This window comes from Streptomyces sp. NBC_00647 (assembly GCF_045207245.1).
In the GTDB taxonomy this organism is placed as follows: domain Bacteria; phylum Actinomycetota; class Actinomycetes; order Streptomycetales; family Streptomycetaceae; genus Streptomyces.
The window spans coordinates 3,216,252-3,239,222 of sequence record NZ_CP109040.1 but is presented as its reverse complement, the minus strand read 5'-3'; the positions used below and the strand labels follow the sequence as shown (position 1 = coordinate 3,239,222).

Below are 22,971 nucleotides of genomic sequence, written 5' to 3'. Positions count from 1 at the left end.
GTACGCGCAGTCAGTGGGCCGCCGGATGAGCGGTCCACCACCAGTTCTGGTTCGAATGCGCGAACATGCGCCGCACCCTACCCGACGGCGAGGGGCGGGCAACAGCGTGAACCGTCCCCGCGTGGCGTTCCGACCGCACGGCCACCGGCCATGGATGGCCAGACAGACCGAACCCACCGAGAAGCGAGAACCATGCTCACAGCCCGCTCGTCCCAGACCCGCCGGACCGGCGCCCGTGCCCTGACCGTGCTCCTCGCGGCCGCCGCCTTCGCCGCCGGGCCGCTCGGCCCCGCGCTCTCGGCCCCGCGCCCCACCGACTCCGAGGACCTGACCCAGGTCGACTACCGCGGTCACTCCTTCACCGTTCCCGCCTCCTGGCAGATCGTCGACCTGAAGAAACATCCCGACGCCTGTGTCCGCTTCGACCGGCACGCCGTCTACCTCGGCAGGCCGGGCAGCCACCAGAACTGCCCGGCCCGGGCCAGCGGACGTACCGAGGCGCTGCTGATCCAGCCCGCCCCCACCGCCCCGAGCGCCGTCACCGAGAACCCCACGGCCCGCACCTACCGGGCCACGGGCCACCGCATCGTCGTCACCGCCGCCTATGGATACGACCGCACCCGGATCCAGGACGTCCTGCGCAGCGCCGGGCTGCCCGTCGGCGCCGCACGGGTCGACGAACCCGCGGAACGGCCCGCGGCGGCCCCGCTGCCCGCCGACGCGACCTCCTTCCGCGGGGAGGGCTTCGACGCCTGCACCGCCCCGAGTCAGTCGGCGATGGACGCATGGCGCGACGACTCCGGCTACGGCGCCATCGGCGTCTACATCGGAGGACTCAACCGCGCCTGCGCCCAGCAGCACCTCACCGCCGACTGGGTGCGCACCCAGTACACGCGCGGCTGGCGGTTCTTCCCCCTGTACGTCGGCCGGCAGCCCTCCTCCGACGGCGGCAGCTGCGGGGGCGGCTGCGCGGCGATCACCAGCCCGGTGCCGCAGGGCACCGCGGCCGCCGACGACGCGGTCAAGCAGGCCGCCGCACTGGGCTTCGGCAAGGGCACGGTGATCTACAACGACCTGGAGCACTACGAGCCCGGCGGAAAGGTCACCGACCAGGTGCTCGCCTACATCGACGCCTACACCGAGCGCCTGCACGCGCTCGGCTACCGCTCCGGCGCGTACGGCAACACCTCGTCCCTGGTCTCCGACCTGATCGCCAACCGGGCCGGCGTCACCCTGCCCGACGTGATCCACTTCGCCCGCTGGAACCGCGAGTCGACCACGTCCGACGCGTCGATCCCCTCGACGCTGTGGTCCAAGCACCAGCGCATCCACCAGTACATCGGCGACACGACCGAGACCCATGGCGGTGTGAAGATCTCCATCGACCGCGACCGGCTCGACGTGGGGTAGCGGAACCCTTCTCCGGGCGGCCGCGGCGACCCCGTCGTACGGCCGCCCGAGAGACGTCGATCGAGCGGGGGTCGTCTCACTTGATGAGCAGGGGAATGGACGGCCGACACGACCCCGTAATGTTGGGGGGGTGACCGTGAACGCTAAGTCCAGCGCGAGCGCTGGCAACACCTGGCGAGACCTGCCCGCGGCGCAGCAGCCCGAGTACCCCGATGCCGAGGCTCTGCGCGATGTGATCGCGGACCTCGAGTCGTATCCGCCGCTCGTCTTCGCGGGCGAGTGCGACCAGCTGCGCGCCCGGATGGCGTCCGTCGCCAAGGGAGAGGCGTTCCTTCTCCAGGGCGGCGACTGCGCCGAGGCCTTCGACGCCGTGTCGGCCGACCACATCCGCAACAAGCTCAAGACCCTCCTCCAGATGGGCGCCGTGCTCACGTACGCCGCCTCGGTGCCGGTGGTGAAGGTCGGCCGGATCGCCGGCCAGTACTCGAAGCCGCGCTCCAAGGGCACCGAGACCCGTGACGGCGTGACCCTGCCGACCTACCGGGGTGACTCGGTCAACGGCTTCGACTTCAACGAGAAGGCCCGCATCCCGGACCCCGAGCGCCTGAAGCGGATGTACAACGCGTCCGCCTCCACGCTCAACCTGGTGCGCGCCTTCGCCACCGGCGGCTACGCCGACCTGCGCCAGGTGCACGCCTGGAACCAGGACTTCGTGAAGTCGTCCCCCTCCGGTCAGCGCTACGAGCAGCTGGCACGCGAGATCGACAACGCGATGAACTTCATGCGGGCCTGCGGCACCGACCCGGAGGAGTTCAAGACCGTCGAGTTCTACGCCTCCCACGAGGCGCTGCTCCTCGACTACGAGTCGGCGCTGACCCGTGTCGACTCGCGCACGGGCCACCTGTACGACGTCTCGGGCCACATGGTGTGGATCGGTGAGCGCACCCGTCAGCTGGACGGCGCGCACATCGAGTTCGCGTCGAAGATCCGCAACCCGATCGGGATCAAGCTGGGCCCGACGACGACGGCCGAGGAGGCGCTGCAGTACATCGAGCGCCTCGACCCGGACCGCGAGCCGGGCCGTCTCACCTTCATCGTGCGGATGGGCGCGGACAAGGTCCGCGACAAGCTGCCCGAGCTGGTCGAGAAGGTCACCGCCTCCGGCGCGACCGTGGCCTGGGTGACCGACCCGATGCACGGCAACACCTTCGAGGCTGCCTCGGGCCACAAGACCCGCCGCTTCGACGACGTGCTCGACGAGGTCAAGGGCTTCTTCGAGGTCCACAAGGGCCTCGGCACGCACCCGGGCGGCATCCACGTCGAGCTCACCGGTGACGATGTCACCGAGTGCGTGGGCGGCGGCGACGAGATCTTCGTCGACGACCTGCACCAGCGCTACGAGACGGCCTGCGACCCCCGTCTGAACCGCAGCCAGTCCCTTGACCTGGCGTTCCTCGTCGCGGAGATGTACCGCGACCAGTAGCAGATCAACAGGCGCTGCGCCTGTTACCGGCACATGATGTGGGGCGCGGATCACATACGATCCGCGCCCCACACCACTTTTCTGGTTCCTGTGTGACGGGTAAGGTTAGGTTAGCCTCACCGATTAACGGGATGGCGCGACCCCATGATTCCGGCGGGAGGTGAACCGCGTGTACGTCTGCAGTTGCTTCGGGATCACCGAACAGCAGGTGAAGAAGCACGCGGAGGACGGCGCCTGCACTCCTCGGCAGATAGCCTCGGCCTCCAAGGCGGGCACGGACTGCGGTTCGTGCGTACGCCGGATCCAGGCGCTGCTGGGCAGGGGCTCGTGTCCGCGCCGTGAGCTGGCCGACCAGGGCATGCCGGTGCTCTCCGAAGTCCTCGGCCCGGTCGAGACCGCCCGGCGCGAGGCCGCCTAGCTCTCCGGCTGCTCGACGAGCTGCGCGATGTAGAGCGCCTCGCCGAGCTTCTCGACCAGTTCCAGCTGGGTGTCGAGATAGTCGATGTGGTGTTCCTCGTCCTCGAGGATCGACTCGAAGATGTTCGCGGACGTGATGTCGCCCTTGGCGCGCATCACCTCGATCCCGCGCTTGAGGCGGTCGATCGCCTCGACCTCCACCTGCCGGTCGGCCTGGAACATCTCGGTGACGGTCTGCCCCACCCGGACGTGGAAGAGCCGCTGATAGTTCGGCAGTCCGTCCAGGAAGAGGATGCGGTCGGTGAGCACCTCCGCGTGCTTCATCTCGTCGAACGACTCGTGCCGGGTGTACTTCGCGAGCTTCGTCCAGCCGAAGTTCTCCTGCATCTTCGCGTGCAGGAAGTACTGGTTGATCGCGGTCAGCTCACCGGTCAGCTGCTCGTTGAGGAATTCGATGACCTCGGGGTCGCCCTGCATCGCAGAGGCTCCTTCCATGCGGGGGACTGGGCAGGTTGCGCCGCATCTTTGCATCGGCACCCGGGACCGTCCAGTAAGTGCATGCTTAGTAGGAGTTGCCCGAATCGGACCCCTGCTGGTCACAGGCACTGTCCCGGGTCTGTCAGGATGGAGTCATGGGTCAGCCGGTGGAGCGTGAATCTGGAGAAACAGCACAGTCGGAGCTTCCGCCGGGGCAGCGACTTCAGCGCGGCTGGCCGGTCACGCACTACGGGCCCGTACCCAAGTTCCGCCCCGAACGCTGGGAGTTCAGGGTCTTCGGCGCCACCGCCGACGGCGAGAAGCAGTGCTGGAGCCACGAGGAGTTCACCGCCCTCCCGTACGCCTCCGTCGTCGCCGATCTGCACTGCGTCACGAAGTTCAGCATGCTCGGGGCCGAATGGGGTGGTGTCCCCGCCCGTACGATCCTGGAGCTCGCCCCGCCCGCACCCGCCGTGACCCATGTGATGGTCTGGGCCGAGTACGGCTTCAGCTCGAATCTGCGCCTCGAGGACTTCGCCGCCGAGCGCTCCATTTTCGCCACCCACAAGGACGGCGAACTGCTGACGGCGGAACACGGCTTCCCGCTGCGCCTGGTCGTCCCGCACCTGTACGCGTGGAAGGGTCCCAAGTGGGTGCGCGGCGTCGAGTACATGACCGCCGACCGCCGTGGCTTCTGGGAGGAACGCGGCTACCACAACGTCGGTGACCCCTGGCGCGAGCAGCGTTACTCCTACCAGGAAGAGCCCGGGGACGGCCCCGAGCTCTGATCCCGGCGTCGCTGTCCGGGCGTCTCAGTGGTGGTATCGGTGGACCACCGCGTGCCCCTTGCCGCGGCCGATCATCCACTTGTTGACGGGCGTCGTGACCGCGAAGGCGATCATCAGGGACGCGGCCAGCGAGAACCAGAAGAGCGCGTCGGCCAGTTCCGCGTCCATCGCGGCGGGCCACAGTGCGATCACCCCGTTGTCGATCAGCTCCATCACGGCGATCGACAGGGTGTCCGCGGCCAGTGCCACCCGGAACGCCGTCCGGAAGTCGACCCCCGCCCTCAGGACGCCGCGCAGCGTGAGCGAGTAGCCGAAGAAGAAGGCCAGCACGATCGCGAGGGCCGTCGTGGGCGCGTTGGCCCAGCCGAACGCCGTGCCGATCACCATGCCCAGCACCTCGCCGATGGCGCAGCCGGTGAGGCAGTGCAGCGTCGCCCGGGCGGCCATCGACCAGGTCGCCCCCGACGGCGCGTGCGGGTGGCCGTGCGCCTCGTGATGCCCGTGCGCATCGCCGGCCGGTCCCGCGTCAGGCGTGTGCCCCGCCTGGTGCGTGTGCGTTTCGTGTTGCATGAGTGGCCCCCAACGTCAGGTGACGGTTCCTCCACGTAGCAGGAACCATATACCCCCCAGGGGTATTCCTGAAGAGGCCGCGAAGCGCCGGGGCGGTGTCGGCCTCAGCCGTCGCGGAGCTTCTTCAGCCGCTCCACATCCGCCGCGTGCCCCTCCTTCCCGCCGGGTGTCTCGATGATCAGGGGGACACCCTCCGTGGCGGGGTGCGTCATCAGGGCACGGAACGGGTCCTCGCCGATGTGGCCGGAGCCAATGTTCTCGTGACGGTCCTTGTGTGCGCCGACCACATCCTTGGAGTCGTTGGCGTGGATCAGTCTGAGCCGGCCCTCACCGACGGTCTCGACGAGCAGATCGAGGGTCCGGTGCATGCCGCTCGGCCCGGTCAGATCGTGGCCCGCCGCGAAGATGTGGCAGGTGTCGAGGCAGACGCCCAGCTTGGGGTGGGCGTCGAGAGCCTCGAAGTACGGGCCGAAGTCCCAGGTGCGGGAGCAGAGGGAGGAGCCCTGGCCGGCCGTCGACTCCAGGAGGAGGAACGGGTCGTCGTCGTGGGTCAGTTCGTCCAGCAACGGCAACAGATGGGTGCGCACCTGCTTGAGCGCGACGGACCGGTCCCGGCCGCCCGTCGCGCTCCCGGTGTGCACCACCACCCCCAGGGCGCCGATCTCCCGCCCGCGCCGCAGCGAGTGCCGCAGCGACTCCACCGACTTCTCGACCGTCGCCTCGGTGTGCGAACCGAAGTTGATCAGATACGGGGCATGGACGTACGCGGGGATCGCCCCGTCGGCGCAGGCGGCACGGAAGGCCTCGTCCTGCTTCGGGTTCCCGGCGGGGGTCGCCCAGCCGCGCGGGTTGGCGACGAAGACCTGAACGGTCTCGGCCGCGAGGTCGCGGGCGTAGGCCATGCCGACGGAGTCGAGGCCACCGGCCACGGGAACATGGCCGCCGACGGGATTGCGGAGCTGCTTGCTGGTCACACCCATCAGGGTGTCACGCGCCGCCGGGCGCCCCGCGGGCGGACCGGGTGGGGGAGCGGCCCCCGGGCGCGGGCGCGCCGGGGGCCGGGTGTCCCTGGGGGCTCAGCGGATCTCGATCGTGATCGTCGAGCCCTTGGGCGCCGTGTCGCCGCCGTCCACCGACTGGCTCTTGACCGTGTCCCCGAAGAGTCCGAGCAGCCCGCGGTCCTCGTCGACCTCGAACCCGGCGTCCTCGAGCGCCTGCTTCGCGTCGTCCACGCTGTCGCCCACGACGTCCGGGACCTCGACCATCGGGGGGCCCTTGGAGACCGTCAGCGTCACCGTGTCGCCCTTGGCGGCCTCGCTGCCCGGGACCGGTGACTGCTCGGCGATCTGGCCCTTGTCGAAGTCCGAGGTGACGCGGTTCGCGGCGATCTTCACCTTCAGGCCCGCATCCTCCAGCTCCGCGGTGGCGTCCTCGACGGACGAGCCGGTCACCTCGGGCACGTCCACGGCACTGCCCTTGCTGACGATGATCGCGATCGCCGAACCCGAGTGCCGCGGCGTCCCCGCGATCGGATCGGTACCGATCACGAAGCCCCTGGTCACGTCGTCGCTGAACTTCCGGGTGACCATGCCCGCGGCGAGCCCTTCGCCCTTGAGCACGTCCTTCGCCTTGAACAGGGCGAAGCCCTTCAGGTCGGGCACCTTCACCGTCTCCGGGCCGTTCGAGACGGTCAGCGTCACGGAGTCGTTGTCGCGGATCCGTTCGCCGACACCGGGGTCGGTGCTGATCACCTGGCCGCGCTTCACGGTGTCGCTGTAGGCGTGCTTGACCTGCTTGACGTCGAGCCCGGCGTCCCGGAGCCGGGCCTCGGCCTGCTGCTGCGTCTTCGTCAGGACCGGCGGGACCTTGGTGAACTGACCGGAGTTGATGTACCAGACACCGCCGCCGAGGCCGAGCACCAGCACGATCGCGGCGACGACCATCAGAATCCCGCGCCGCGGACGTGTGCCCGGCTGTCGCACGGGCGCGGTCGGCGCGGCACCGAAAGGGCTGGCCTGCTCGAAGCGGCTGGTCCGGTTCAGGTCGTGGCCGTCGTCCTCGTTCACGGGCAGCGGACGGGGGACGGACAGCGAGCGCGGGATCACGCTCGTGCGGTCGTCGGCGTTGGTGTGGCCCACGGCGAGGGCTCCCGGCGGTACGGCGTCGAGCTGGTCCGCGGTGAGACCGGCCCGTGCCTCGAGGACCTGGCCGAGCAGCGCCACCGCGTCTGCCGGGCGCACGTCGGGATTGCGGGCGGTGGCCGTGGTGACCAGTACGTCCAGCGCGTACGCCATGCCGGGCACGGCGGCCGACGGAGGCGGCACGTCCTCGTGGAGGTGCTGGTAGAGAACCTGCGCGGGAGAGTCCCCGGTGTACGGCTTGGCGCCGGTGAGCATCTCGTACAGGACGACACCGCAGGCGTACACGTCGACACGGGTGTCGGCGGTGCCGTGCTCGATCTGCTCGGGGGCGAGGTACGACACGGTGCCGAGGACGGCGCCCGTCGTGCTCGTGACCGTGTCCACGGCGCGGACCAGGCCGAAGTCCGCCACCTTGACCCGGCCGTCGTCCCCTATCAGGACGTTCTCCGGCTTCATGTCGCGGTGCACGAACCCGGCGCGGTGCGCGGCGCCGAGTGCGGCGAGCACCGGCTCCAGGATGTCGAGCGCGGCCCGCGGCTGCAGGGCGCCCCGCTCGCGCAGCACGTCACGCAGGGTGCACCCGGCGATGTACTCCATGGCCAGATAGACGTACGACCCGTCCGTCCCCTGGTCGAAGACCTGCACCACATTGGGGTGCGCCAGCCGGGCCACCGACTTGGCCTCGCGGATGAACCGCTCGACGAAGGAGGCGTCGGCGGCCAGCGTCGGGTGCATCACCTTGAGCGCGAGCACGCGGTCGAGGCGGGTGTCCAGGGCCCTGTAGACCGTGGCCATCCCGCCGACCGCGATCCGTGCGTCGACGCGATAGCGGCCGTCGAGCACGTGTCCGACAAGCGGGTCCTGAAGGGTCGTATCCACGCAGGTGAGTCTACGAGCCGCCACTGTCACACCGCCCCGTTCGGCCGATACCGGGGCCCGACTGCAGCCGACCTGTGACGCACGCCGCACGCACGGGGACGCTGACGTCGCACTGATGTCCGATCGGACCCCTGTCCACCTTCACAAGGCCACAACGCGACAACCTGCGCCCGGCGGAAGCCGAACGCGGCCGGAAAGGGACGCTGCGCGGACATCGCGCGGGCGGACGACTCAGAACGCGGGGCGCTCCGGGTCCAGCGCCGCCATGCCCTCCGTGGGGGAGGAGGCCGCGGCGAAGTGCCGCCGCGGGATGCGCCCCGCCCGGCGGGCCAGACGACCCGCCTCCACCGCGTGCCGCATGGCCTCCGCCATCAGCACCGGCTCCTGCGCCCGTGTCACCGCCGAGGCCAGCATCACGCCCGCGCACCCCAGCTCCATCGCGAGCGCGGCGTCCGACGCCGTACCCGCCCCGGCGTCCAGGATCACCGGCACGCGCGCGTGCTCGACGATCAGCTGGAAGTTGTGCGGGTTGCGGATCCCGAGCCCGGACCCGATGGGTGAGCCGAGCGGCATGATCGCCGCGCAGCCGACGTCCTCCAGCTTCCGCGCCAGCACCGGGTCGTCGTTCGTGTACGGCAGCACGGTGAAGCCGTCGTCGACCAGCGTCTCCGCCGCGTCGAGCAGCTCGATGGGATCGGGCAGAAGCGTCCGCTCGTCGGCGATGACCTCCAGCTTGACCAGGTCGGTGCCCAGCGCCTCGCGCGCGAGCCGGGCGGTCAGCACGGCCTCACCGGCGGTGTAGCAGCCGGCCGTGTTCGGCAGGACGCGGATGCCGAGCCGGTCGAGCACCGACAGGACCGAGCCGTGCACGGACGCGTCCACGCGCCGCATCGCGACCGTCGTCAGCTCCGTGCCGGACGCCGCCAGGGAACGCTCCAGGACGTCGAGGCTGGGCGCGCCGCCCGTCCCCATGATCAGCCGGGACGCGTAGGACCTGCCACCGAGGACGAAGGGATCGTCGGCCATGGGTCAGCCTCCCTGGACGGCGGTGAGGACTTCGACGCGGTCGCCCTCGGTGAGAGCGGTGGACGACCACTGCGCGCGCGGGACGACGGTCTCGTTCAGGGCGGCGGCCACTCCGGACGGCGCTGGGGTGAGGGTCGCGACGAGCGTGTCGAGAGCGGTCCCGGCGGCGATCCGCTGCCGCTCCCCGTTGACGACGATGTTCATGCGGGCTGCTCCGTGAGGGCCGTGGCGCCGAAGCGCAGAGGGCTGAAGGGGCGGGCTTCGGCGGGGAGTTCGCCGGTGGTCAGGACGTGGGCCATCGCGTCGCCGGTGACGGGCGTCAGGAGCACGCCGTTGCGGAAGTGCCCGGTGGCCACCAGCAGTCCGTCCAGCGCGGTGGGTCCGAGCAGCGGCGCGTTGTCGGGCGAGCCGGGGCGCAGCCCCGCGCGGGTCTCGACGAGCGGCAGCTCGGTGATCCCGGGAACCAGCTCATGGGCGTCGCGCAGCAACTCGTAGACGCCGCCCGCCGTCACGGTGGTGTCCCAGCCCAGTTCCTCGCTGGTCGCGCCCACCACGAGCTCGCCGTTCTCGCGCGGCACCAGGTAGACGTGGCTGCCGCGCACCATGGCCCGCACCGTGCGGTTCAGGAAGGGCGCGTACCGCTGCGGCACGGCCAGCCGCAGCACCTGCCCCTTCACCGGACGCACGGGCGGCAGGACGTCTTCGGGCACGCCCGCCAGACGCCCGCTGAGGCTGCCCCCGGCCAGCACCACCTGGCCCGCGGTGAGTTCGGTGCCGTCCGTGGTGACCACTCCGGCGGCCCGGTCCCGTACGACGGTCAGACGCTCCGCCCAGCTCCGGTGCAGCACCACTCCGGCCCGCTCGCACGCCGTGACCAGGGCTCCCGCGAGGCGCCGCGGATCGATCTGGTGGTCGCCGTCGACCCGCAGACCACCGCGTACACCGGGTGCGAGCATCGGCTCGAGACGGCGGCACTCACGGCCGCTCAGCCACTCCGACTCCAGCCCCGACCGGCTCTGCAGAGCGTGCAGTTCCCGCAGGTGCGCGCGGTCGTCGGCGTCCAGCGCGACGGCCAGCGTGCCGCACCGGAGATAGCCGAGGTCCTGGCCGGACACCTCGGTCAGCTCGGCGGCGAAGTCCGGATAGCGGCGCGCGGAGGCGAGGTTGAGGCCCAGCAGGGTCTCCTCGCCGTAGTGCAGCTCGGTGACGGCGGCGAGCATCCCGGCCGCGACCTGGGCGGCCCCGCCGCCCGGCTCGGGGTCCACGAGCGCCGTGGCGAACCCGCGCTGAGCGGCCCGCCAGGCCGTCACCAGGCCGATGATTCCGCCCCCGATGACGAGGACGTCTGAGGAACGTGCAGGCGACATGGGCGTCCAGCCCCTCCCTTCGCCGGCATGACCCGGATCAGGTTCGTACGGTCGGAGGCCGCCCAGCCTCCCTCTCAGCCCGGTGCGTCCGGGCTCCCGCGAGTGCTTTACGTTGGCCACCCTAGCCCGCCCCCGCCCGTCCCAGTAAGGGAGCCTCAGCCCGTGGCACGATCGCTCGACGGCCTCGTCCTCGCCCCCGTCGCCGACCAGGCGCCGGGCCAGGTCGGCACCCGCACCCGCTTCAGGTACCACGAGGAGGACGGCGTGGTCTGGGCCGACTACGCGGGCGGCGACGTGGTCCGCGGGCACCTCGTGGGCACCCGTGAGGGCGACCGCCTCGACTTCCGGTACGTGCAGCTGAAGCACGACGGGACCACCTCGTCGGGCCACTGCGCGTCCCTCGTGGTGGAACTGCCCGACGGCCGCGTGCGGCTGGAGGAGAGCTGGGCGTGGGAGTCCCGGACAGGCACAGGGACGAGCGTGGTGGAAGAGGTGCGCGCGACCGGCCGTGTGGAACAGGTCACTGAGCACGTCCGCTGACTGACGAATTGTCAGGTGTCTATGGTGATCAGGTGAGCGAGCAGACGCAGGCACAGTCTCAGAGGCCCGTACGGCGGGTCGTCGTGGTGGGCGCGGGCATGGCCGGAGTGCAGACCGCGGTCGCCCTGCGCGAGCAGGGCTTCACGGGCACGGTCACGCTGATCGGCGCGGAGCCGCATCAGCCGTACGACCGGCCGCCGCTGTCCAAGGCCGTACTCCTGGGCAAGGCCGAGGGCTCCGCCTTCGACATCGACTTCGAGGCCCTGGACATCGAGCTGAGGCTGGGCCGCGCGGCGCTCGGCGTGCGCCCCGGGGACCACGAGCTGGACACCGAGGGCGGACCGGTCCCGTACGACGTCCTGGTTGTCGCCACCGGCGCCGAACCGATCCGGCTGCCCGGCGCGGAGGGCGTGCCCGGGGTGCACCTGCTGCGCACCCTGGACGACGCCGAACGGCTGCGTCCCGTCCTCGCCCAGCAGCACGACATCGTGGTCGTCGGCGCGGGCTGGATCGGCGCCGAGTTCGCCACGGCGGCGCGTGAGGCGGGCTGCGCGGTGACGGTCGTCGAGGCCGCCGACCGGCCGCTCGCCGGCGCGCTGCCCGCCGAGGTGGCGGCGCCGATGGCCGGCTGGTACGCGGACAGCGGGGCCTCGTTGCGCACCCACGCGCGCGTGGAGCGCATCGAGCCGGGCGCGGTGGTCCTGGACGACGGCTCCCGGGTGCCCGCGGGCGCCGTCGTGGTCGGCATCGGGGCGCGGCCCGCGACCGCCTGGATCGCCGGCTCCGGAATCGACCTCGGCGCCCACCGCGAGATCGTCGCCGACGACCACCTGCGGACCTCGCTGCCGGACGTCTACGCGGTCGGCGACTGCGCCTCCTTCCCGTCGGGACGCTACGAGGGCCGCCTCCTCGTCCACCACTGGGACAACGCCCTCCAGGGACCGCGCACGGTGGCCGCGAACATCATCGGGGAGGCTCCCGCCGCCTACGACCCCGTGCCGTACTTCTGGTCCGAGCAGTTCGGCCGCTTCGTGCAGTACGTCGGCCACCACGCGCCCGCCGACACCTTGGTGTGGCGCGGCGACTCCTCGGGCGCCTCCTGGTCGGTGTGCTGGCTCCACGAGACGCGTCTGGTCGCTCTTCTGGCGGTGGGCCGCCCGAGGGATCTCGCTCAGGGCCGGCGACTCATCGAGGCGGGCGCGCTGATGGATCCGGAGCTGCTCGCGGACCCGTCGAGGCCGCTGAAGGCCGCCACGGTCTGAATCCGTCACCCCAGGTCGGGCGCCCTCGGCTTCCGACTGTCAGTCCGGGATGGCAGGCTTGTCCCGTGACCGAGATTGACGCAAAGATCGATGCTCTCGTCCCCGCCTGGCTCACCCTCCCCGACATCGCCGAGCAGTTCGGCGTCGAGGTGACGCGCGTCCGGCAGCTGGTCAAGGACGGCCAGCTGATCGCCGTACGCCGTGGTGAGAACCGCGCGCTGCACGTTCCCGCCGCCTTCATCGACGCGGACGAGCAGAAGGTCGTCAAGGGCCTGTCCGGCACCCTGACGCTCCTGAGGGACGACGGCTTCTCCGACGAAGAGGCCCTCGAATGGCTCTTCACCCCCGACCCGACCCTGCCCGGCACCCCCGCGCAGGCTCTGAGCGAGAATCGCGGCACGGAGGTGAAGCGCCGCGCCCAGGCGCTCGCCGTCTGATCCTGAACGAGACCGTCCGGCGCGGGACGCGCGGCGGCGGGACCACCCCGGCCGCCGCGCGCCCCGCGCACCGACAACGGGGGACACACGCATGCCCGAGAACGCCGCCACCACCGCGCGGGGCCGGCTCGCCGACGCCCGCGTCTACCTGTGCACCGACGCCCGCAGGCGTCAGGGCGACCTCGCCGAGTTCCTCGACGCGGTCCTGGGGAGCGGCGTCGACATCGTGCAGCTGCGCGACAAGGGTATGGAGGCGGGCGAGGAGCTGGAACACCTCCAGGTCTTCGCGGACGCCTGCGCCCGGCACGGCAAGCTCCTCGCGGTCAACGACCGGGCCGATGTGGCCCACGCCGCCCGGGCCGACGTTCTGCACCTGGGCCAGGGAGACCTCCCGGTTCCCGCGGCCCGCGCGATCCTCGGCGACGAGGTCCTCATCGGCCGCTCCACCCACGCCGCGTCCGAGGCCGCGGCCGCCGCGGTCCAGGAGGGCGTGGACTACTTCTGCACCGGCCCCTGCTGGCCCACCCCCACCAAGCCCGGCCGCCACGCACCCGGCCTCGACCTGGTCCGCAGCACGGCCTCCCTCGGCACCGACCGTCCCTGGTTCGCGATCGGCGGCATCGACCTCGGCCGGCTCGACGAGGTGCTCGAAGCCGGTGCCCGCCGGGTCGTCGTCGTACGGGCGATCACCGAAGCGGACGACCCCGGCGCGGCCGCGGCGGAGTTCGCCAAGAGGCTGCGCGCGGCGTAGGGCGCGGCAGCGGCCCCGCGAAGCCGCCGGCACGGCGGACGTCCGCGCGGAGCGTGCGGAGAAGGCCGCGAGCGCACGCTGATGCGGCCGCTGTCCGAGGGGTGGACAAGAACGCGACAGATCGGACAAATCCCGTCGGTTCGGTTGGGGGACCGACGCCCTCTGGCTAACCTGCGAGTATGGCCCTCGGATCTGCTTCCACCAGGACTGATCGCGCACGCACCGTGCGCGACATGCTCGCGACCGGCAAACAGACGTATTCGTTCGAGTTCTCGGCGCCGAAGACCCCCAAGGGCGAGCGGAACCTGTGGAACGCCCTGCGGCGGGTCGAGGCCGTCGCGCCCGACTTCGTCTCCGTGACCTACGGAGCCGGCGGCTCCACCCGGGCCGGCACGGTCAAGGAGACCGAGCAGATCGTCCTCGACACGACCCTGACCCCGGTCGCCCACCTCACCGCGGTCAACCACTCCATCGCGGAACTGCGCAACATCATCGGGCAGTACGCGGACGCGGGCATCCGCAACATGCTCGCCGTGCGCGGCGACCCGCCCGGCGACCCCATGGGCGAGTGGGTCCCGCACCCCAAGGGTCTGACCTACGCGGCCGAACTCGTGCGCCTCATCAAGGAGTCGGGCGATTTCTGCGTCGGGGTCGCGGCCTTCCCGGAGATGCACCCGCGGTCCAGCACCTGGGACCTGGACGTCTCCCACTTCGTCGACAAGTGCCGCGCCGGCGCCGACTACGCGATCACGCAGATGTTCTTCCAGCCGGAGTCCTATCTGCGCCTGCGGGACCGCGTCGACGCGGCGGGCTGTGCGACGCCGGTCATCCCGGAAGTCATGCCGGTGACAAGTGTGAAGATGTTGGAACGGCTCCCCAAACTTTCCAATGCCTCGTTCCCGGACGTCCTGAAAGAGCGGATCCTCACAGTCAAAGACGATCCGGCGGCTGTACGCTCCATTGGGATCGAGTTCGCGACGGAGTTCTGTGCGAGGCTGCTGGCCGAGGGAGTCCCCGGACTGCACTTCATCACGCTGAACAACTCCACGGCGACGCTGGAAATCTACGAGAATCTGGGCCTGCACCACCCGCAGCAGGCCTAGACCGGTCGCACCCGCGTACGACACACTGCGTAGCGGCCACTGGGAGAGGGGCGTACATGGGCTTGACGGTCCTCTATCTTGCATTCGGCATCGTCGCGCTGTGGCTGCTCGGCGAGGTGCTGCTGCAGTACAAGGCGCGGCTGCGGTTCCGGCTGCTCGCCTTCGTCGGCTTCCTCGGTGTGGTTCTCGGCGTCCTGATGCACTCGGTCGTGGTCATCGGCCTGGGCGCGGCCGCCTTCACTGTCGGTCAGACCTATGTGACGCTGTCGTTCCGCCAGGGCTTCGCGCAGGGCTGGGCCATCAACGGCCGCTCCGCGCCGGCCAAGCCCAGCAAGCGCCGCCGCGGCGAGCCGGAGGGCGAGGACCCGTCGCTCGAGGTCGCCGACCTCGAAGCGGTCGAGGAAGCGGCCTACCGGCGCGACGACGATTACGCCGCGGACGACGACGTCTTCTCGCCCGCCCAGTCCGACCGGTTCATGCCCCCGGGGTCCGCCGAGCCCGCGGCCGCCGAGTCCACCGCGGTCTACGAGCCGCAGCCCCTGCCCGAGGACACCGGCTCCTACGGCGTCTACAACGCGGCCGCCTACGCCGCCGCCACAGACCAGTCCTACGCGGGCACGGGCCAGTCCCAGGACCAGCAGGCCTACGCGACCGCCCAGGACCAGCAGGCCTACGCGACGGGCGGCCAGTCGCAGGACCAGCAGGCCTACGCGTACGACGGGTACACGGGCTACGACCAGCAGCAGTACGGCTACGACAACAGCCAGCAGCAGTACGCCGCCTACTCCGACCCGTACATCGGCCAGCAGACGTACACGGGCGCCTCGTACGACACCACCTACGCCGGTGGCGACCAGCAGTACACGCAGCAACAGCAGAATTACGGCCAGGACCAGTACGCCACCGGCACGTACGGCGGCGGCGAGACCCCGGCCGGCGGTGTCTGGGTGCCGCAGCAGCGCACCGACGACCAGTACGGCGGCGAACTCCCGCCCGAGCAGCAGCAGTACCCGTACCAGGGCAACGGCAACAACAACGCCGGGTTCGACGAGCAGTACCGGTACTGACCGGCCGGACAGCGGCTGACGGCCTCCTCGCCCCGCTGCCCGCCGGTCAGCTCACTGCGAGCCCTGGAACTCCGGTCCCTCCACGATCAGCCCGGCCACCAGGGCGCCCGACATACCCGCGTGCGGCAGACCGCCGCCGGGGTGCGCCCAGCCCCCGGCCGCGAACAGCCCGGGCACACGTGTGCTGTTCGACGGGTGCAGCAGCCGGCCGTCCCCCGCGGCGAGAGCGGGAGCGGGGACCGCGCCGCCCTCCGCGCCGGTCTCCTCCGCGATGTCGGCCGGGGTGCGGACCTCGTGCCACAGGAGCCGGTCGCGCAGGCCCGGCAGGGCACGCTCGGCCGCGTCGAGGACCCGCTCCACGTCCGCTTCGGACACCGGGGCGCCCGACGGCACCGTGACCGTCAGCGTGACCGCCTCGTGCTCCGCGTCCGGTACGAGCGCGGGGTCGTCGGGGCGGGACACCACGACGGTGGGCGATGCGGGCGGCCCGGGACGCTCGCCGAAGAGCCGGTCCAGCTCGCCCGCGCGGTCGACCGTGTGGACCACCGTCCGGTGCGCCACCCCGGCGGGCCGCCCGCCGCGCAGCGCGAGCAGCACGGTCAGCCGGCTGGCCGCCCCCGGCTGCGGCGGGACCTCGTCACCGCCCCGGACCACCTCTCCCGGGAGAAGGCCGTCCAGGACACCGGGCGCCACGCCCGCGACCACGAAGTCCGCCTCCGCGAACGTGTCCCCCGCGGAGCCGGAGGGCCGGGAGGCGCCCCCGGAGAGCTCCACGCCGACGACCCGGCCGTCCTTCTCGACGATCCGCTCGACGGACGTCCCGAAACGGAACTCGACCCGGCGCGCCACACACCGTTCGTACACCGCGCGCGCGAGCTCCCGGATGCCGCCGCGGACGTACCAGGTTCCGAAGGCGTGCTCCATGTACGGCAGCACGGCGGCGCTCGCCGGGGTGACGCGCGGGTCGAGCCCGTACGCCAGGGCGTGGCTCTCCAGGAGAGCCGTGAGGCGCGCGTCGCGCAGCTCCCAGGCGGCCACCTCGGCGAGGGTGCCGGCCCGGCGGGTGCGCAGCAGCTTCTTGTGCGGCACCGAAGGATAGGGTTCGCGCTCGGCCAGCACCGGCCAGTTGGGCCACAGCGGCTCCTCCAGGAGCGGTCTGCGCGCCCGGTCCCACGCCTCGCGGGCCCGCACCAGGAAGTCGCCCCACCGCGCGCCCGCGTCCGCGCCGAGCGCCTCGTCCAGCGCGGCGAGCACGCCCGCGCGCGAGGCGTTGGGCAGGGACACCCGTGTGCCGTCGGCGAAGACATGGTCGGTCGACGGGTCGACCTGGACCAGCTCGACGCACTCCTCCAGCGGCTGCTTGCCCGTCTTCATGAACAGGTCGCGGTAGACCGCGGGCAGCGGCAGCAGCCCCGGTCCCGTGTCGAAGGCGAAGCCGTCCCGCTCGAAGCGGCGCACCGCGCCGCCGTACGTCTCCGTCCGCTCGTACACCACCACCCGGTGGCCCGCGACGGCCAGCCGGGCGGCGGCCGCCATCGCGCCCATCCCGGCGCCGATCACCGCAATCCGTCCCATGCCGGCGACTTTATCGGCCGCCACCGACAGCCCCGTCCCGGAGGCCGGTCGGGCGGTCCCGGCCGGCCGCGTCAGCGGATCCGGCTGCCGCCCGGACCCGTCGCCCTGGTCATTCGAGGTCCGCCCGTGACGCCGGGCCGGGCGGCCGCTCCACCCGCGCGGCCATCCGTCTCTCCTCCCGGCGCTGCGCGCGGCGGCGCAGGAACCGTCTGATCCGGGAGACGAGGAAGGAGACCACCACGAGCCCGGTGACCAGCAGGACACCGGCGATGACCGCCGCCGCCTCGGGATGGAACATCGCGAACGTGAGGAGCCCGGCCACCCCGAGATCCTCGGCGGTGCTCATCACGAAGTTGCTGAACGGCTCGGGCGAGGTGTTGATCGCCATCCGTGTCCCGGCCTTGACCGTGTGGCTCGCCAGCGCCGTCGAACCGCCGATCAGGCCCGCCGTCAGATCCGAGACCGAGCCGCTCTGTCCGGCGAGCAGCGCACCGACCCACGCGCCCGCCGCCGGACGGATCACGGTGTGCACGGAGTCCCACACCGAGTCCACGTACGGGATCTTGTCGGCGACCGCCTCGCAGAGGAACAGCACGCCGACTGTGACCAGGATCTCAGGGCGTTGAAGGGACTCCGGGACCTCGTCGCTCAGCCCCGTCGCGCCGAAGACGCCGAGGAGCAGCACCACCGCGTACGCGTTGATGCCGCTGGCCCAGCCGCTGGTGAAGACCAGGGGGAGTACGGACACGGACGCGATCGTAACCAGTGGGCGAGGGCGCGTCCTGGGCATGCGTGCGCATGCCTGAGTATCCGTACCTACAGGGTGAGATGAGTAGGCGCACGGATGGGTCCCACCTGCGCGAACGACAGAGTGGAGACACGGAAAGGGGCGCGGCTCCGGCACCGCCGACACGGGGCGGCGGAACGGACCCCGCGCCCTTGGCCGCTCCTTCCGCCGACTCGCTCGGCGGGAGTGAGACACGGGGGATCCCGGGGGACGACCGAACGGGGGCCCAACGGGGGGTTCGGGGGAGCACGACGGAGCGCCGGTTCGAACGGCCCGCGGGGGACGCGGCCGTTCGGACCGGCGCTTTCGTGTGTGCGGGTGTTCAGCGGTGGCCGCTGACACGCCCCTGGAGGAGCCGGGACAGCGCCGCGTGGACGTCGTCCAGGGAGCGCTCCGGCTGGAAGGCCTGCCAGTCCAGGGCGGCCACCAGGACCATCCCGACCAGCGCCGCCGCCGTCAGCGGGATGTCGATCTCGTCGCTGAGCTCCCCGGCCGCCACCGCGTCGCGCAGCACGTCCTCGACGACCGCGACCGCCTGCTGCCGCACCACCATCAGGGTGGACTGCCAGGCACGGTTGGTGCGCCACAGCTCCGCCACGTACAGCTGGGTGAAGGCCGGATAGCGGTTGATGAAGACGAGCCCGGCCCGGATCATCGCGTCCAGCGCGTCCACTTTGCTGCCGCCGTCCCGGGCGGTCTTCTCCGCGGCCTCCCGCAGCGAGGCGGTGAGGAGCCCCACGCCGTGCCGCAACAGCTCCTCGAAGAGGACCGACTTGCTCGCGAAGTTGTAGTAGACCGTGCCTTTCGCGACCCCGGCCCGCTCGGCGATCTCGTCCACTGTGGTGGCGGAGAAGCCCTGTTCGGCGATCAGTGTGACGGCCGCCTCGTAGAGCTTCTGCCGGGTCGCCTCGCGGCGGCTTCCGCCGCCCGCCGTGGTGCTGCTGCTGTCCATGGCCCCGATTCTCACAGGAGCGCTCACGCGCTTGGTCACAGGCTCAGCTCCGGGTGCAGCCGGTCGAGGGTCCACACCTGCTTGCGGCGCGCCGACAGGGCGGTGAGCGCGAGGGCTCCCACGGTGAACGCCGTCAGGACGAGGCACGCCGTCCGGACCGGCTCGAGGCCGCCGCCGGTGATGAGCCTCCGGAGGGCCTCGACGACGTAACTCATCGGCATGAAGGGGTGGATCGCGTTGAAGAAGCCCGGACTCGTCTGGACGGGGTAGGTGCCGCCCGCCGACGTCAGCTGGAGCATCAGGAAGGCGAGGACGAGGATCCGGCCCGCCGCCCCGAAGCGCGCGTTGAGCCACTGCACGATCGCCGCGAAGCAGGCCGACACCAGGAACAGGAAGCCCACCGTTCCGGCCGCCCGGACCATCTGGAGGCCGATCGCCCAGTGGAGCACCGCCATCAGGGCGGCCGTCTGGAGCACGCCGACGACGGCGACCGGCAGCCAGCCCGCCAGCGCGATCCGCCATGCCGAGGCCCCCGCGGCGAGCGCGCGCCGGTTCAGCGGCTGGATCAGCATGTACGCCACCATCGCGCCGACCCACAGGGACAGCGGGATGAAGTACGGGGCGAATCCCGTGCCGTAATTGGGCGCCTTGTGCAGGTCCCTGGAGGCCAGCTGAACCGGGTCGGCCATGACCTGGGTGCGCCGGTCGCGGTCGGACTTGTCGTAGTCGGGGATCTGGTCGGCGCCGTCGTGGAGTCCGCCGGCCAGCTTCCCGGAGCCGCCGACGAGCCTGTACAGGCCGCCGTCGAGGTCGCTCGCGCCCGTCTTCAGCTGTCCGACGCCCTGGTCCAGGTCCGCCGCGCCCGTCTTGGCGGTGCCGAGCCCCGAGTGCAGCCGCTTCGCTCCCTTGGCGACCGCGGAGGCGCCGTCGTTCAGCTTGTTGATCTTGGAGACGCTGTCGTCGAGGTCCTCGGAGAGATGCGGCGAGCGGTCGGCGAGCGCCTGTGCCTGCTTCTCCAGCGTCGCCAGGTTCTCGTCCAGCTCGTCGAGGTCGCCGTCCTGGTCGTCGATCAGCGTGTTCACGTCGTCGGCGACCTTGACGACGTCCGCGGCCGCCTCCTTGGCCTTCTTCAGCTCGGGACACGCCGGGTCGGGGACCGGAAGGGTCTCGCACCGCGCGCGGTGGACGGTGTTCAGCGTGTCGGACGCGGCGCGCGCGCCCTTGGCCGCGGCCGGGGCCGTCTTCACCAGGGTGTCGAGGTTGTGGCGGATCCCCGCGGCCGAGTCGGCGACCAGCTGGGCCGTGTCACCGATCGACTTCTCGTTGTCCTTCAGGAAAGGGCCGACCTTGTCCGCGATCCCGTTGACCTTGTCGGCCAGCGCCTGGGTGCCGTCCGCGACCTGGCGCGAACCGTCCTCCAGGTCACCGGCGCCCGTGTTGAGCTTCTTCAGGCCCCCGGAGAGTTTTCCGCTGCCCTTCTTGGCCTCCTTCAGACCGTCCGCGAGGTCCTTGGAGCCCTTCTTCGCCTTGCCGATCCCGCCGTTGAGCTTGTCGGCGCCCTCGGCGGCCTGCACGGTCGCCCCGTGGATGTCCGAGAACGAGATGAAGATCTTGTCGAGGAACGAACGTGAGGCCTTCGTGGACGCGGCCGTCCGCACCTCGCTGAACACGGTGCGGGAGATCTGCCCGACGATGTAGTTGTTCGCGTCGTTGGTCCGCACCTTGAGCGCACCCGTCTCGGGCGATGCCCCGGAACTGGACGCGATCCTCTTGCTGAAGTCGTCCGGCATGGTCAGCGACAGGTAGTACGTGCCGTCCTCCACACCGCGGCGGGCCTCGGCGGAGCTCACCTCGTGCCACTCGAAGGTGTCGCTGTCGCGCAGCCCTTCGGTGATGTTGTCGCCGATCGTCACCTTCTTGCCGCCGGCCGTCGCCCCCTTGTCGTCGTTCACCAGCGCCACGGGGATGCGGTCGAGACGGCCGTACGGGTCCCAGAACGACCACAGGTAGAGGGCGCCGTACAGCAGGGGCAGCAGCAGGAGCGCGGCCAGCGCGGCCCGCGGCAGCTTGCCCCGGCCGAAACGACGGAGTTCAAGAGCGGCCAGTTTCGGTGAGCGCATCAGCCGTCTCCTTGTCGTTGGTCTCGCTGTCGCTGTCGCTGTCGCTGTCGCTGTCGCTGTCGCTGTCGCTGTCGCTGTCGGCGTCGGCGTCGGTGTCGGTGGTCTTGGCCGTTTCGGCGGTGGTGCTGGTGGCCGTGGCGCCGGAGTCGGCGTCGGAGTCGGAGTCGGCCTTGGTGGTGCCGGTGTCGGCCCCGGTGGTGGCCTCCGCGGCAGCGGCGGTGGCGTCGGCGGTGGTCTCGGTCTCGGGTGCCGGCGCGGTCTCGTGGGAGGCGTCGGCGCCCTGTTCGCCGGCGGACCTCGACGCGTCGCCCGGTGCGGTGGACACGACGACGGCGCCCTCGGGGGCCTCGCTGCACACCGCCACGACCGTGGTGCCGGACTCGGTGAGAGACGTCAACAGCGCCCAGAGGTCGGCCCGTTCGGCGTCCGAGAGCTTGAGGTCGGCGTCATCGACACCGAGCAGCCGAGGGCGGCCGATCAGGGCCAGCGCGAGGGACAGTCGCAGCGCTTCGAGCCGTTCCAGATCGCGTACGGCGGTTCTCGACCCCTTGGGCAGCGTCTCCGGGTCGAGTCCCGCGGCGGCGAGCGCGGTGTCGATCCGCGACTTGGCCTCGCTCACCCGCTCGCCGCGCGGTCGCAGCAGGGCACGCAGCGAACCGCCGAACCGCCGCTGCAGCAGCGCCCGTTCCCGCAGGTGCTCCCCGACGGTCAGCGCGGGGTCCAGGTCCGTGACCCCGGGCACGTGTGCGAGCGCGCTGGTACGCCGCACCGCGGCCATCTGCTTCGGCAGCCCGGCCGCGCCCACGGCCGCCGTCCCCTCGGTGGCCTTCATCCGGCCCGTGAGCGCGAGCAGCAGGCAGGTGCGGCCGGACCCGGACGGCCCCTCGATCGCGATGAGCGATCCGGGCTCCGCGTCGAGACGAACCCCGCGGAACGCCCAGCCGCGGGGCCCCTTGAGCCCGAAGTCCTCAGCCGTGACGCCCAGTCCGTGCGGACCGTCCACTGATTCCCCATCCCCTGAAACATGGAACTACTTTTGAACTGACTGGTCAGTGCAAAAACTATCCCGAACTTTCGAGCGAAGCAAAGGCGCAGGTCAGAACGGATTGTCAGTGGCATACCTCACGATGGGCACATACGGCCACAGTGCCGTCACACGACGACAGGAGGTTCGTCATGGCCAGCTCTTCCGCAGCCGCCGCCCGCCGGCGCCGCGCCACCGGCCCTGCCCCCTCACTGAACGGCCCGGCGGGCGACGTGCACCCCGTGCTCCGCCGGGCCACGGCGCCACCCGCCGCCCTCGACCTGCTCTCCCAGGCCCGCTCCGGGCTCGACGAGGCGACGGCCCTGGAAACGTCCAACGAGCGGTACGCGACAGCCCACTTGGCCGCGCTGCGCACCGCCGCCGCCGTGCTCGCCGCGCGAGGCCGCCCGGAGCCCACGTCCCGACGCCGGGCCCGTATCCGCAGCGCCTGGGAAGTCCTCCCGGAGATCGCTCCCGAACTGACCGAGTGGAGCGCGCTGTTCGCCTCCGGGGCCACCCGTCGTGCCCGCGCCGAGGCGGGCATCCAGGGAGCGGCCACCACCCGGGACGCCGACGATCTGATACGCGACGTCGCCATGTTCCTTCGCCTCGTCGAGCGGATGCTGGTGCTGCAGCCCGTGCTGCCCCAGCCCCGGCAGGACGGGGACCGGGATCGGGCGGACAGAGGGGTACCGGACGCGGGTTGACCGCGGCGGCGTCGAGCACGGGTCGGTACGAGAAACCTCGCGTCGACCGGTACGCGAATCTCGGATCGACCGTCCCCGGGGCCTCGGA

24 protein-coding genes and 1 riboswitch are annotated in these 22,971 nt (G+C 71.4%); of the genes, 11 read left to right on the top strand and 13 right to left on the bottom strand.

The window, feature by feature from the left end; all coding sequences use genetic code 11:
- Positions 1-10: 10 nt before the first annotated feature.
- Positions 11-67 carry a trp operon leader peptide gene (locus tag OG788_RS14300; protein ID WP_101392327.1) on the bottom strand — a complete coding sequence of 19 codons (57 nt, stop codon included), beginning with the start codon at positions 65-67 and terminating at the stop codon, positions 11-13.
- A gap of 125 nt (positions 68-192) precedes the next feature.
- On the opposite strand from OG788_RS14300, the gene OG788_RS14295 reads away from it, so the two are divergent.
- The 3 genes from OG788_RS14295 to OG788_RS14285 all read left to right on the top strand — a co-directional run bounded on the left by OG788_RS14295 (position 193) and on the right by OG788_RS14285 (position 3,311).
- Complete coding sequence (locus tag OG788_RS14295) at positions 193-1,410, top strand: glycoside hydrolase domain-containing protein (protein WP_406371139.1); 1,218 nt, start codon at positions 193-195, stop codon at positions 1,408-1,410.
- Positions 1,411-1,540: 130 nt separating this feature from the next.
- Entirely contained in the window at positions 1,541-2,893 is a 1,353-nt protein-coding gene (locus OG788_RS14290; protein ID WP_356758830.1) for a class II 3-deoxy-7-phosphoheptulonate synthase, read from the top strand.
- Positions 2,894-3,053: 160 nt separating this feature from the next.
- Positions 3,054-3,311, top strand: coding sequence for a bacterioferritin-associated ferredoxin (locus OG788_RS14285; RefSeq protein ID WP_406371137.1), 258 nt, complete (start codon positions 3,054-3,056; stop codon positions 3,309-3,311).
- On the opposite strand, the gene bfr is transcribed toward OG788_RS14285, so the two are convergent.
- Complete coding sequence (gene bfr / locus OG788_RS14280; RefSeq protein WP_266757830.1) at positions 3,308-3,787, bottom strand: bacterioferritin; 480 nt, start codon at positions 3,785-3,787, stop codon at positions 3,308-3,310. The two genes, OG788_RS14285 and bfr, sit on opposite strands and share 4 nt — an antisense overlap.
- Before the next feature lie 155 nt (positions 3,788-3,942).
- Between bfr and OG788_RS14275 the strand changes: the two genes are divergently transcribed.
- Positions 3,943-4,575 carry a sulfite oxidase-like oxidoreductase gene (locus OG788_RS14275; protein ID WP_406371135.1) on the top strand — a complete coding sequence of 211 codons (633 nt, stop codon included), beginning with the start codon at positions 3,943-3,945 and terminating at the stop codon, positions 4,573-4,575.
- A 24-nt stretch (positions 4,576-4,599) separates the two neighbouring features.
- Here OG788_RS14275 and OG788_RS14270 read toward each other — a convergent pair whose 3' ends face one another.
- The 6 genes from OG788_RS14270 to thiO all read right to left on the bottom strand — a co-directional run bounded on the left by OG788_RS14270 (position 4,600) and on the right by thiO (position 10,558).
- A complete protein-coding gene (locus OG788_RS14270; RefSeq protein ID WP_406371133.1) occupies positions 4,600-5,145 on the bottom strand; it encodes a DUF4396 domain-containing protein in 546 nt (181 codons plus the stop codon).
- 104 nt (positions 5,146-5,249) lie between these two features.
- Positions 5,250-6,125: a deoxyribonuclease IV gene (locus OG788_RS14265; RefSeq protein WP_406371132.1), complete on the bottom strand. Its 876-nt coding sequence runs from the start codon at positions 6,123-6,125 to the stop codon at positions 5,250-5,252.
- Between the two features lie 96 nt (positions 6,126-6,221).
- Positions 6,222-8,165 (bottom strand): Stk1 family PASTA domain-containing Ser/Thr kinase, encoded by a 1,944-nt coding sequence (pknB, locus tag OG788_RS14260; protein ID WP_406371130.1) that lies wholly within the window; start codon positions 8,163-8,165, stop codon positions 6,222-6,224.
- A 231-nt stretch (positions 8,166-8,396) separates the two neighbouring features.
- Entirely contained in the window at positions 8,397-9,191 is a 795-nt protein-coding gene (locus OG788_RS14255) for a thiazole synthase (protein WP_356758825.1), read from the bottom strand.
- Positions 9,192-9,194: 3 nt separating this feature from the next.
- Positions 9,195-9,395, bottom strand: coding sequence for a sulfur carrier protein ThiS (gene thiS / locus OG788_RS14250; protein WP_351540034.1), 201 nt, complete (start codon positions 9,393-9,395; stop codon positions 9,195-9,197).
- Entirely contained in the window at positions 9,392-10,558 is a 1,167-nt protein-coding gene (gene thiO, locus OG788_RS14245) for a glycine oxidase ThiO (RefSeq protein WP_406371128.1), read from the bottom strand. The genes thiS and thiO overlap by 4 nt, the downstream gene beginning before the upstream one ends.
- Positions 10,556-10,668, bottom strand: a riboswitch (TPP riboswitch). (Overlaps the previous gene by 3 nt.)
- Before the next feature lie 52 nt (positions 10,669-10,720).
- On the opposite strand from thiO, the gene OG788_RS14240 reads away from it, so the two are divergent.
- The 6 genes from OG788_RS14240 to OG788_RS14215 all read left to right on the top strand — a co-directional run bounded on the left by OG788_RS14240 (position 10,721) and on the right by OG788_RS14215 (position 15,718).
- Entirely contained in the window at positions 10,721-11,098 is a 378-nt protein-coding gene (locus OG788_RS14240) for a hypothetical protein (RefSeq protein ID WP_406371127.1), read from the top strand.
- A 32-nt stretch (positions 11,099-11,130) separates the two neighbouring features.
- Complete coding sequence (locus tag OG788_RS14235) at positions 11,131-12,360, top strand: NAD(P)/FAD-dependent oxidoreductase (RefSeq protein WP_406371126.1); 1,230 nt, start codon at positions 11,131-11,133, stop codon at positions 12,358-12,360.
- Positions 12,361-12,425: 65 nt separating this feature from the next.
- Entirely contained in the window at positions 12,426-12,797 is a 372-nt protein-coding gene (locus OG788_RS14230) for an Rv2175c family DNA-binding protein (RefSeq protein ID WP_351540045.1), read from the top strand.
- A 91-nt stretch (positions 12,798-12,888) separates the two neighbouring features.
- Entirely contained in the window at positions 12,889-13,548 is a 660-nt protein-coding gene (thiE, locus tag OG788_RS14225) for a thiamine phosphate synthase (protein ID WP_351540048.1), read from the top strand.
- 179 nt (positions 13,549-13,727) lie between these two features.
- A complete protein-coding gene (gene metF / locus OG788_RS14220) occupies positions 13,728-14,651 on the top strand; it encodes a methylenetetrahydrofolate reductase [NAD(P)H] (protein WP_351540051.1) in 924 nt (307 codons plus the stop codon).
- 56 nt (positions 14,652-14,707) lie between these two features.
- Entirely contained in the window at positions 14,708-15,718 is a 1,011-nt protein-coding gene (locus tag OG788_RS14215) for a hypothetical protein (RefSeq protein ID WP_406371123.1), read from the top strand.
- 51 nt (positions 15,719-15,769) lie between these two features.
- Here OG788_RS14215 and OG788_RS14210 read toward each other — a convergent pair whose 3' ends face one another.
- The 5 genes from OG788_RS14210 to OG788_RS14190 form a co-directional block, all read right to left on the bottom strand.
- A complete protein-coding gene (locus tag OG788_RS14210) occupies positions 15,770-17,293 on the bottom strand; it encodes a phytoene desaturase family protein (RefSeq protein ID WP_406371122.1) in 1,524 nt (507 codons plus the stop codon).
- A gap of 109 nt (positions 17,294-17,402) precedes the next feature.
- A complete protein-coding gene (locus OG788_RS14205) occupies positions 17,403-18,041 on the bottom strand; it encodes a DUF4126 domain-containing protein (RefSeq protein WP_406371121.1) in 639 nt (212 codons plus the stop codon).
- 361 nt (positions 18,042-18,402) lie between these two features.
- On the bottom strand, positions 18,403-19,032 hold the full coding sequence (locus OG788_RS14200; protein WP_266757807.1) for a TetR/AcrR family transcriptional regulator: 630 nt from the start codon (positions 19,030-19,032) through the stop codon (positions 18,403-18,405).
- Between the two features lie 35 nt (positions 19,033-19,067).
- Entirely contained in the window at positions 19,068-21,152 is a 2,085-nt protein-coding gene (locus tag OG788_RS14195) for a YhgE/Pip domain-containing protein (protein WP_351540060.1), read from the bottom strand.
- Positions 21,124-22,155, bottom strand: a complete 1,032-nt coding sequence (locus OG788_RS14190; RefSeq protein WP_406371119.1) for an ATP-binding cassette domain-containing protein — start codon at positions 22,153-22,155, stop codon at positions 21,124-21,126. Before OG788_RS14190 ends, OG788_RS14195 begins: the two co-directional genes overlap by 29 nt.
- 173 nt (positions 22,156-22,328) lie before the next feature.
- On the opposite strand from OG788_RS14190, the gene OG788_RS14185 reads away from it, so the two are divergent.
- The gene (locus tag OG788_RS14185; protein WP_406371117.1) at positions 22,329-22,883 is read left to right on the top strand and encodes an SAV_6107 family HEPN domain-containing protein; all 555 of its coding nucleotides are present in this window, start codon (positions 22,329-22,331) and stop codon (positions 22,881-22,883) included.
- The last annotated feature ends 88 nt before the right edge of the window (positions 22,884-22,971 follow it).

Coding starts and splice junctions, on each gene's coding strand:
- OG788_RS14295 (WP_406371139.1), top strand. CDS start 193: ATGCTCACAGCCCGCTCGTCCCAGACCCGCCGGACCGGCGCCCGTGCC.
- bfr (WP_266757830.1), bottom strand. CDS start 3,787: ATGCAGGGCGACCCCGAGGTCATCGAATTCCTCAACGAGCAGCTGACC.
- OG788_RS14275 (WP_406371135.1), top strand. CDS start 3,943: ATGGGTCAGCCGGTGGAGCGTGAATCTGGAGAAACAGCACAGTCGGAG.
- OG788_RS14270 (WP_406371133.1), bottom strand. CDS start 5,145: ATGCAACACGAAACGCACACGCACCAGGCGGGGCACACGCCTGACGCG.
- OG788_RS14265 (WP_406371132.1), bottom strand. CDS start 6,125: ATGGGTGTGACCAGCAAGCAGCTCCGCAATCCCGTCGGCGGCCATGTT.
- OG788_RS14255 (WP_356758825.1), bottom strand. CDS start 9,191: ATGGCCGACGATCCCTTCGTCCTCGGTGGCAGGTCCTACGCGTCCCGG.
- thiS (WP_351540034.1), bottom strand. CDS start 9,395: ATGAACATCGTCGTCAACGGGGAGCGGCAGCGGATCGCCGCCGGGACC.
- thiO (WP_406371128.1), bottom strand. CDS start 10,558: ATGTCGCCTGCACGTTCCTCAGACGTCCTCGTCATCGGGGGCGGAATC.
- thiE (WP_351540048.1), top strand. CDS start 12,889: ATGCCCGAGAACGCCGCCACCACCGCGCGGGGCCGGCTCGCCGACGCC.
- metF (WP_351540051.1), top strand. CDS start 13,728: ATGGCCCTCGGATCTGCTTCCACCAGGACTGATCGCGCACGCACCGTG.
- OG788_RS14215 (WP_406371123.1), top strand. CDS start 14,708: ATGGGCTTGACGGTCCTCTATCTTGCATTCGGCATCGTCGCGCTGTGG.
- OG788_RS14210 (WP_406371122.1), bottom strand. CDS start 17,293: ATGGGACGGATTGCGGTGATCGGCGCCGGGATGGGCGCGATGGCGGCC.
- OG788_RS14200 (WP_266757807.1), bottom strand. CDS start 19,032: ATGGACAGCAGCAGCACCACGGCGGGCGGCGGAAGCCGCCGCGAGGCG.
- OG788_RS14195 (WP_351540060.1), bottom strand. CDS start 21,152: ATGCGCTCACCGAAACTGGCCGCTCTTGAACTCCGTCGTTTCGGCCGG.
- OG788_RS14185 (WP_406371117.1), top strand. CDS start 22,329: ATGGCCAGCTCTTCCGCAGCCGCCGCCCGCCGGCGCCGCGCCACCGGC.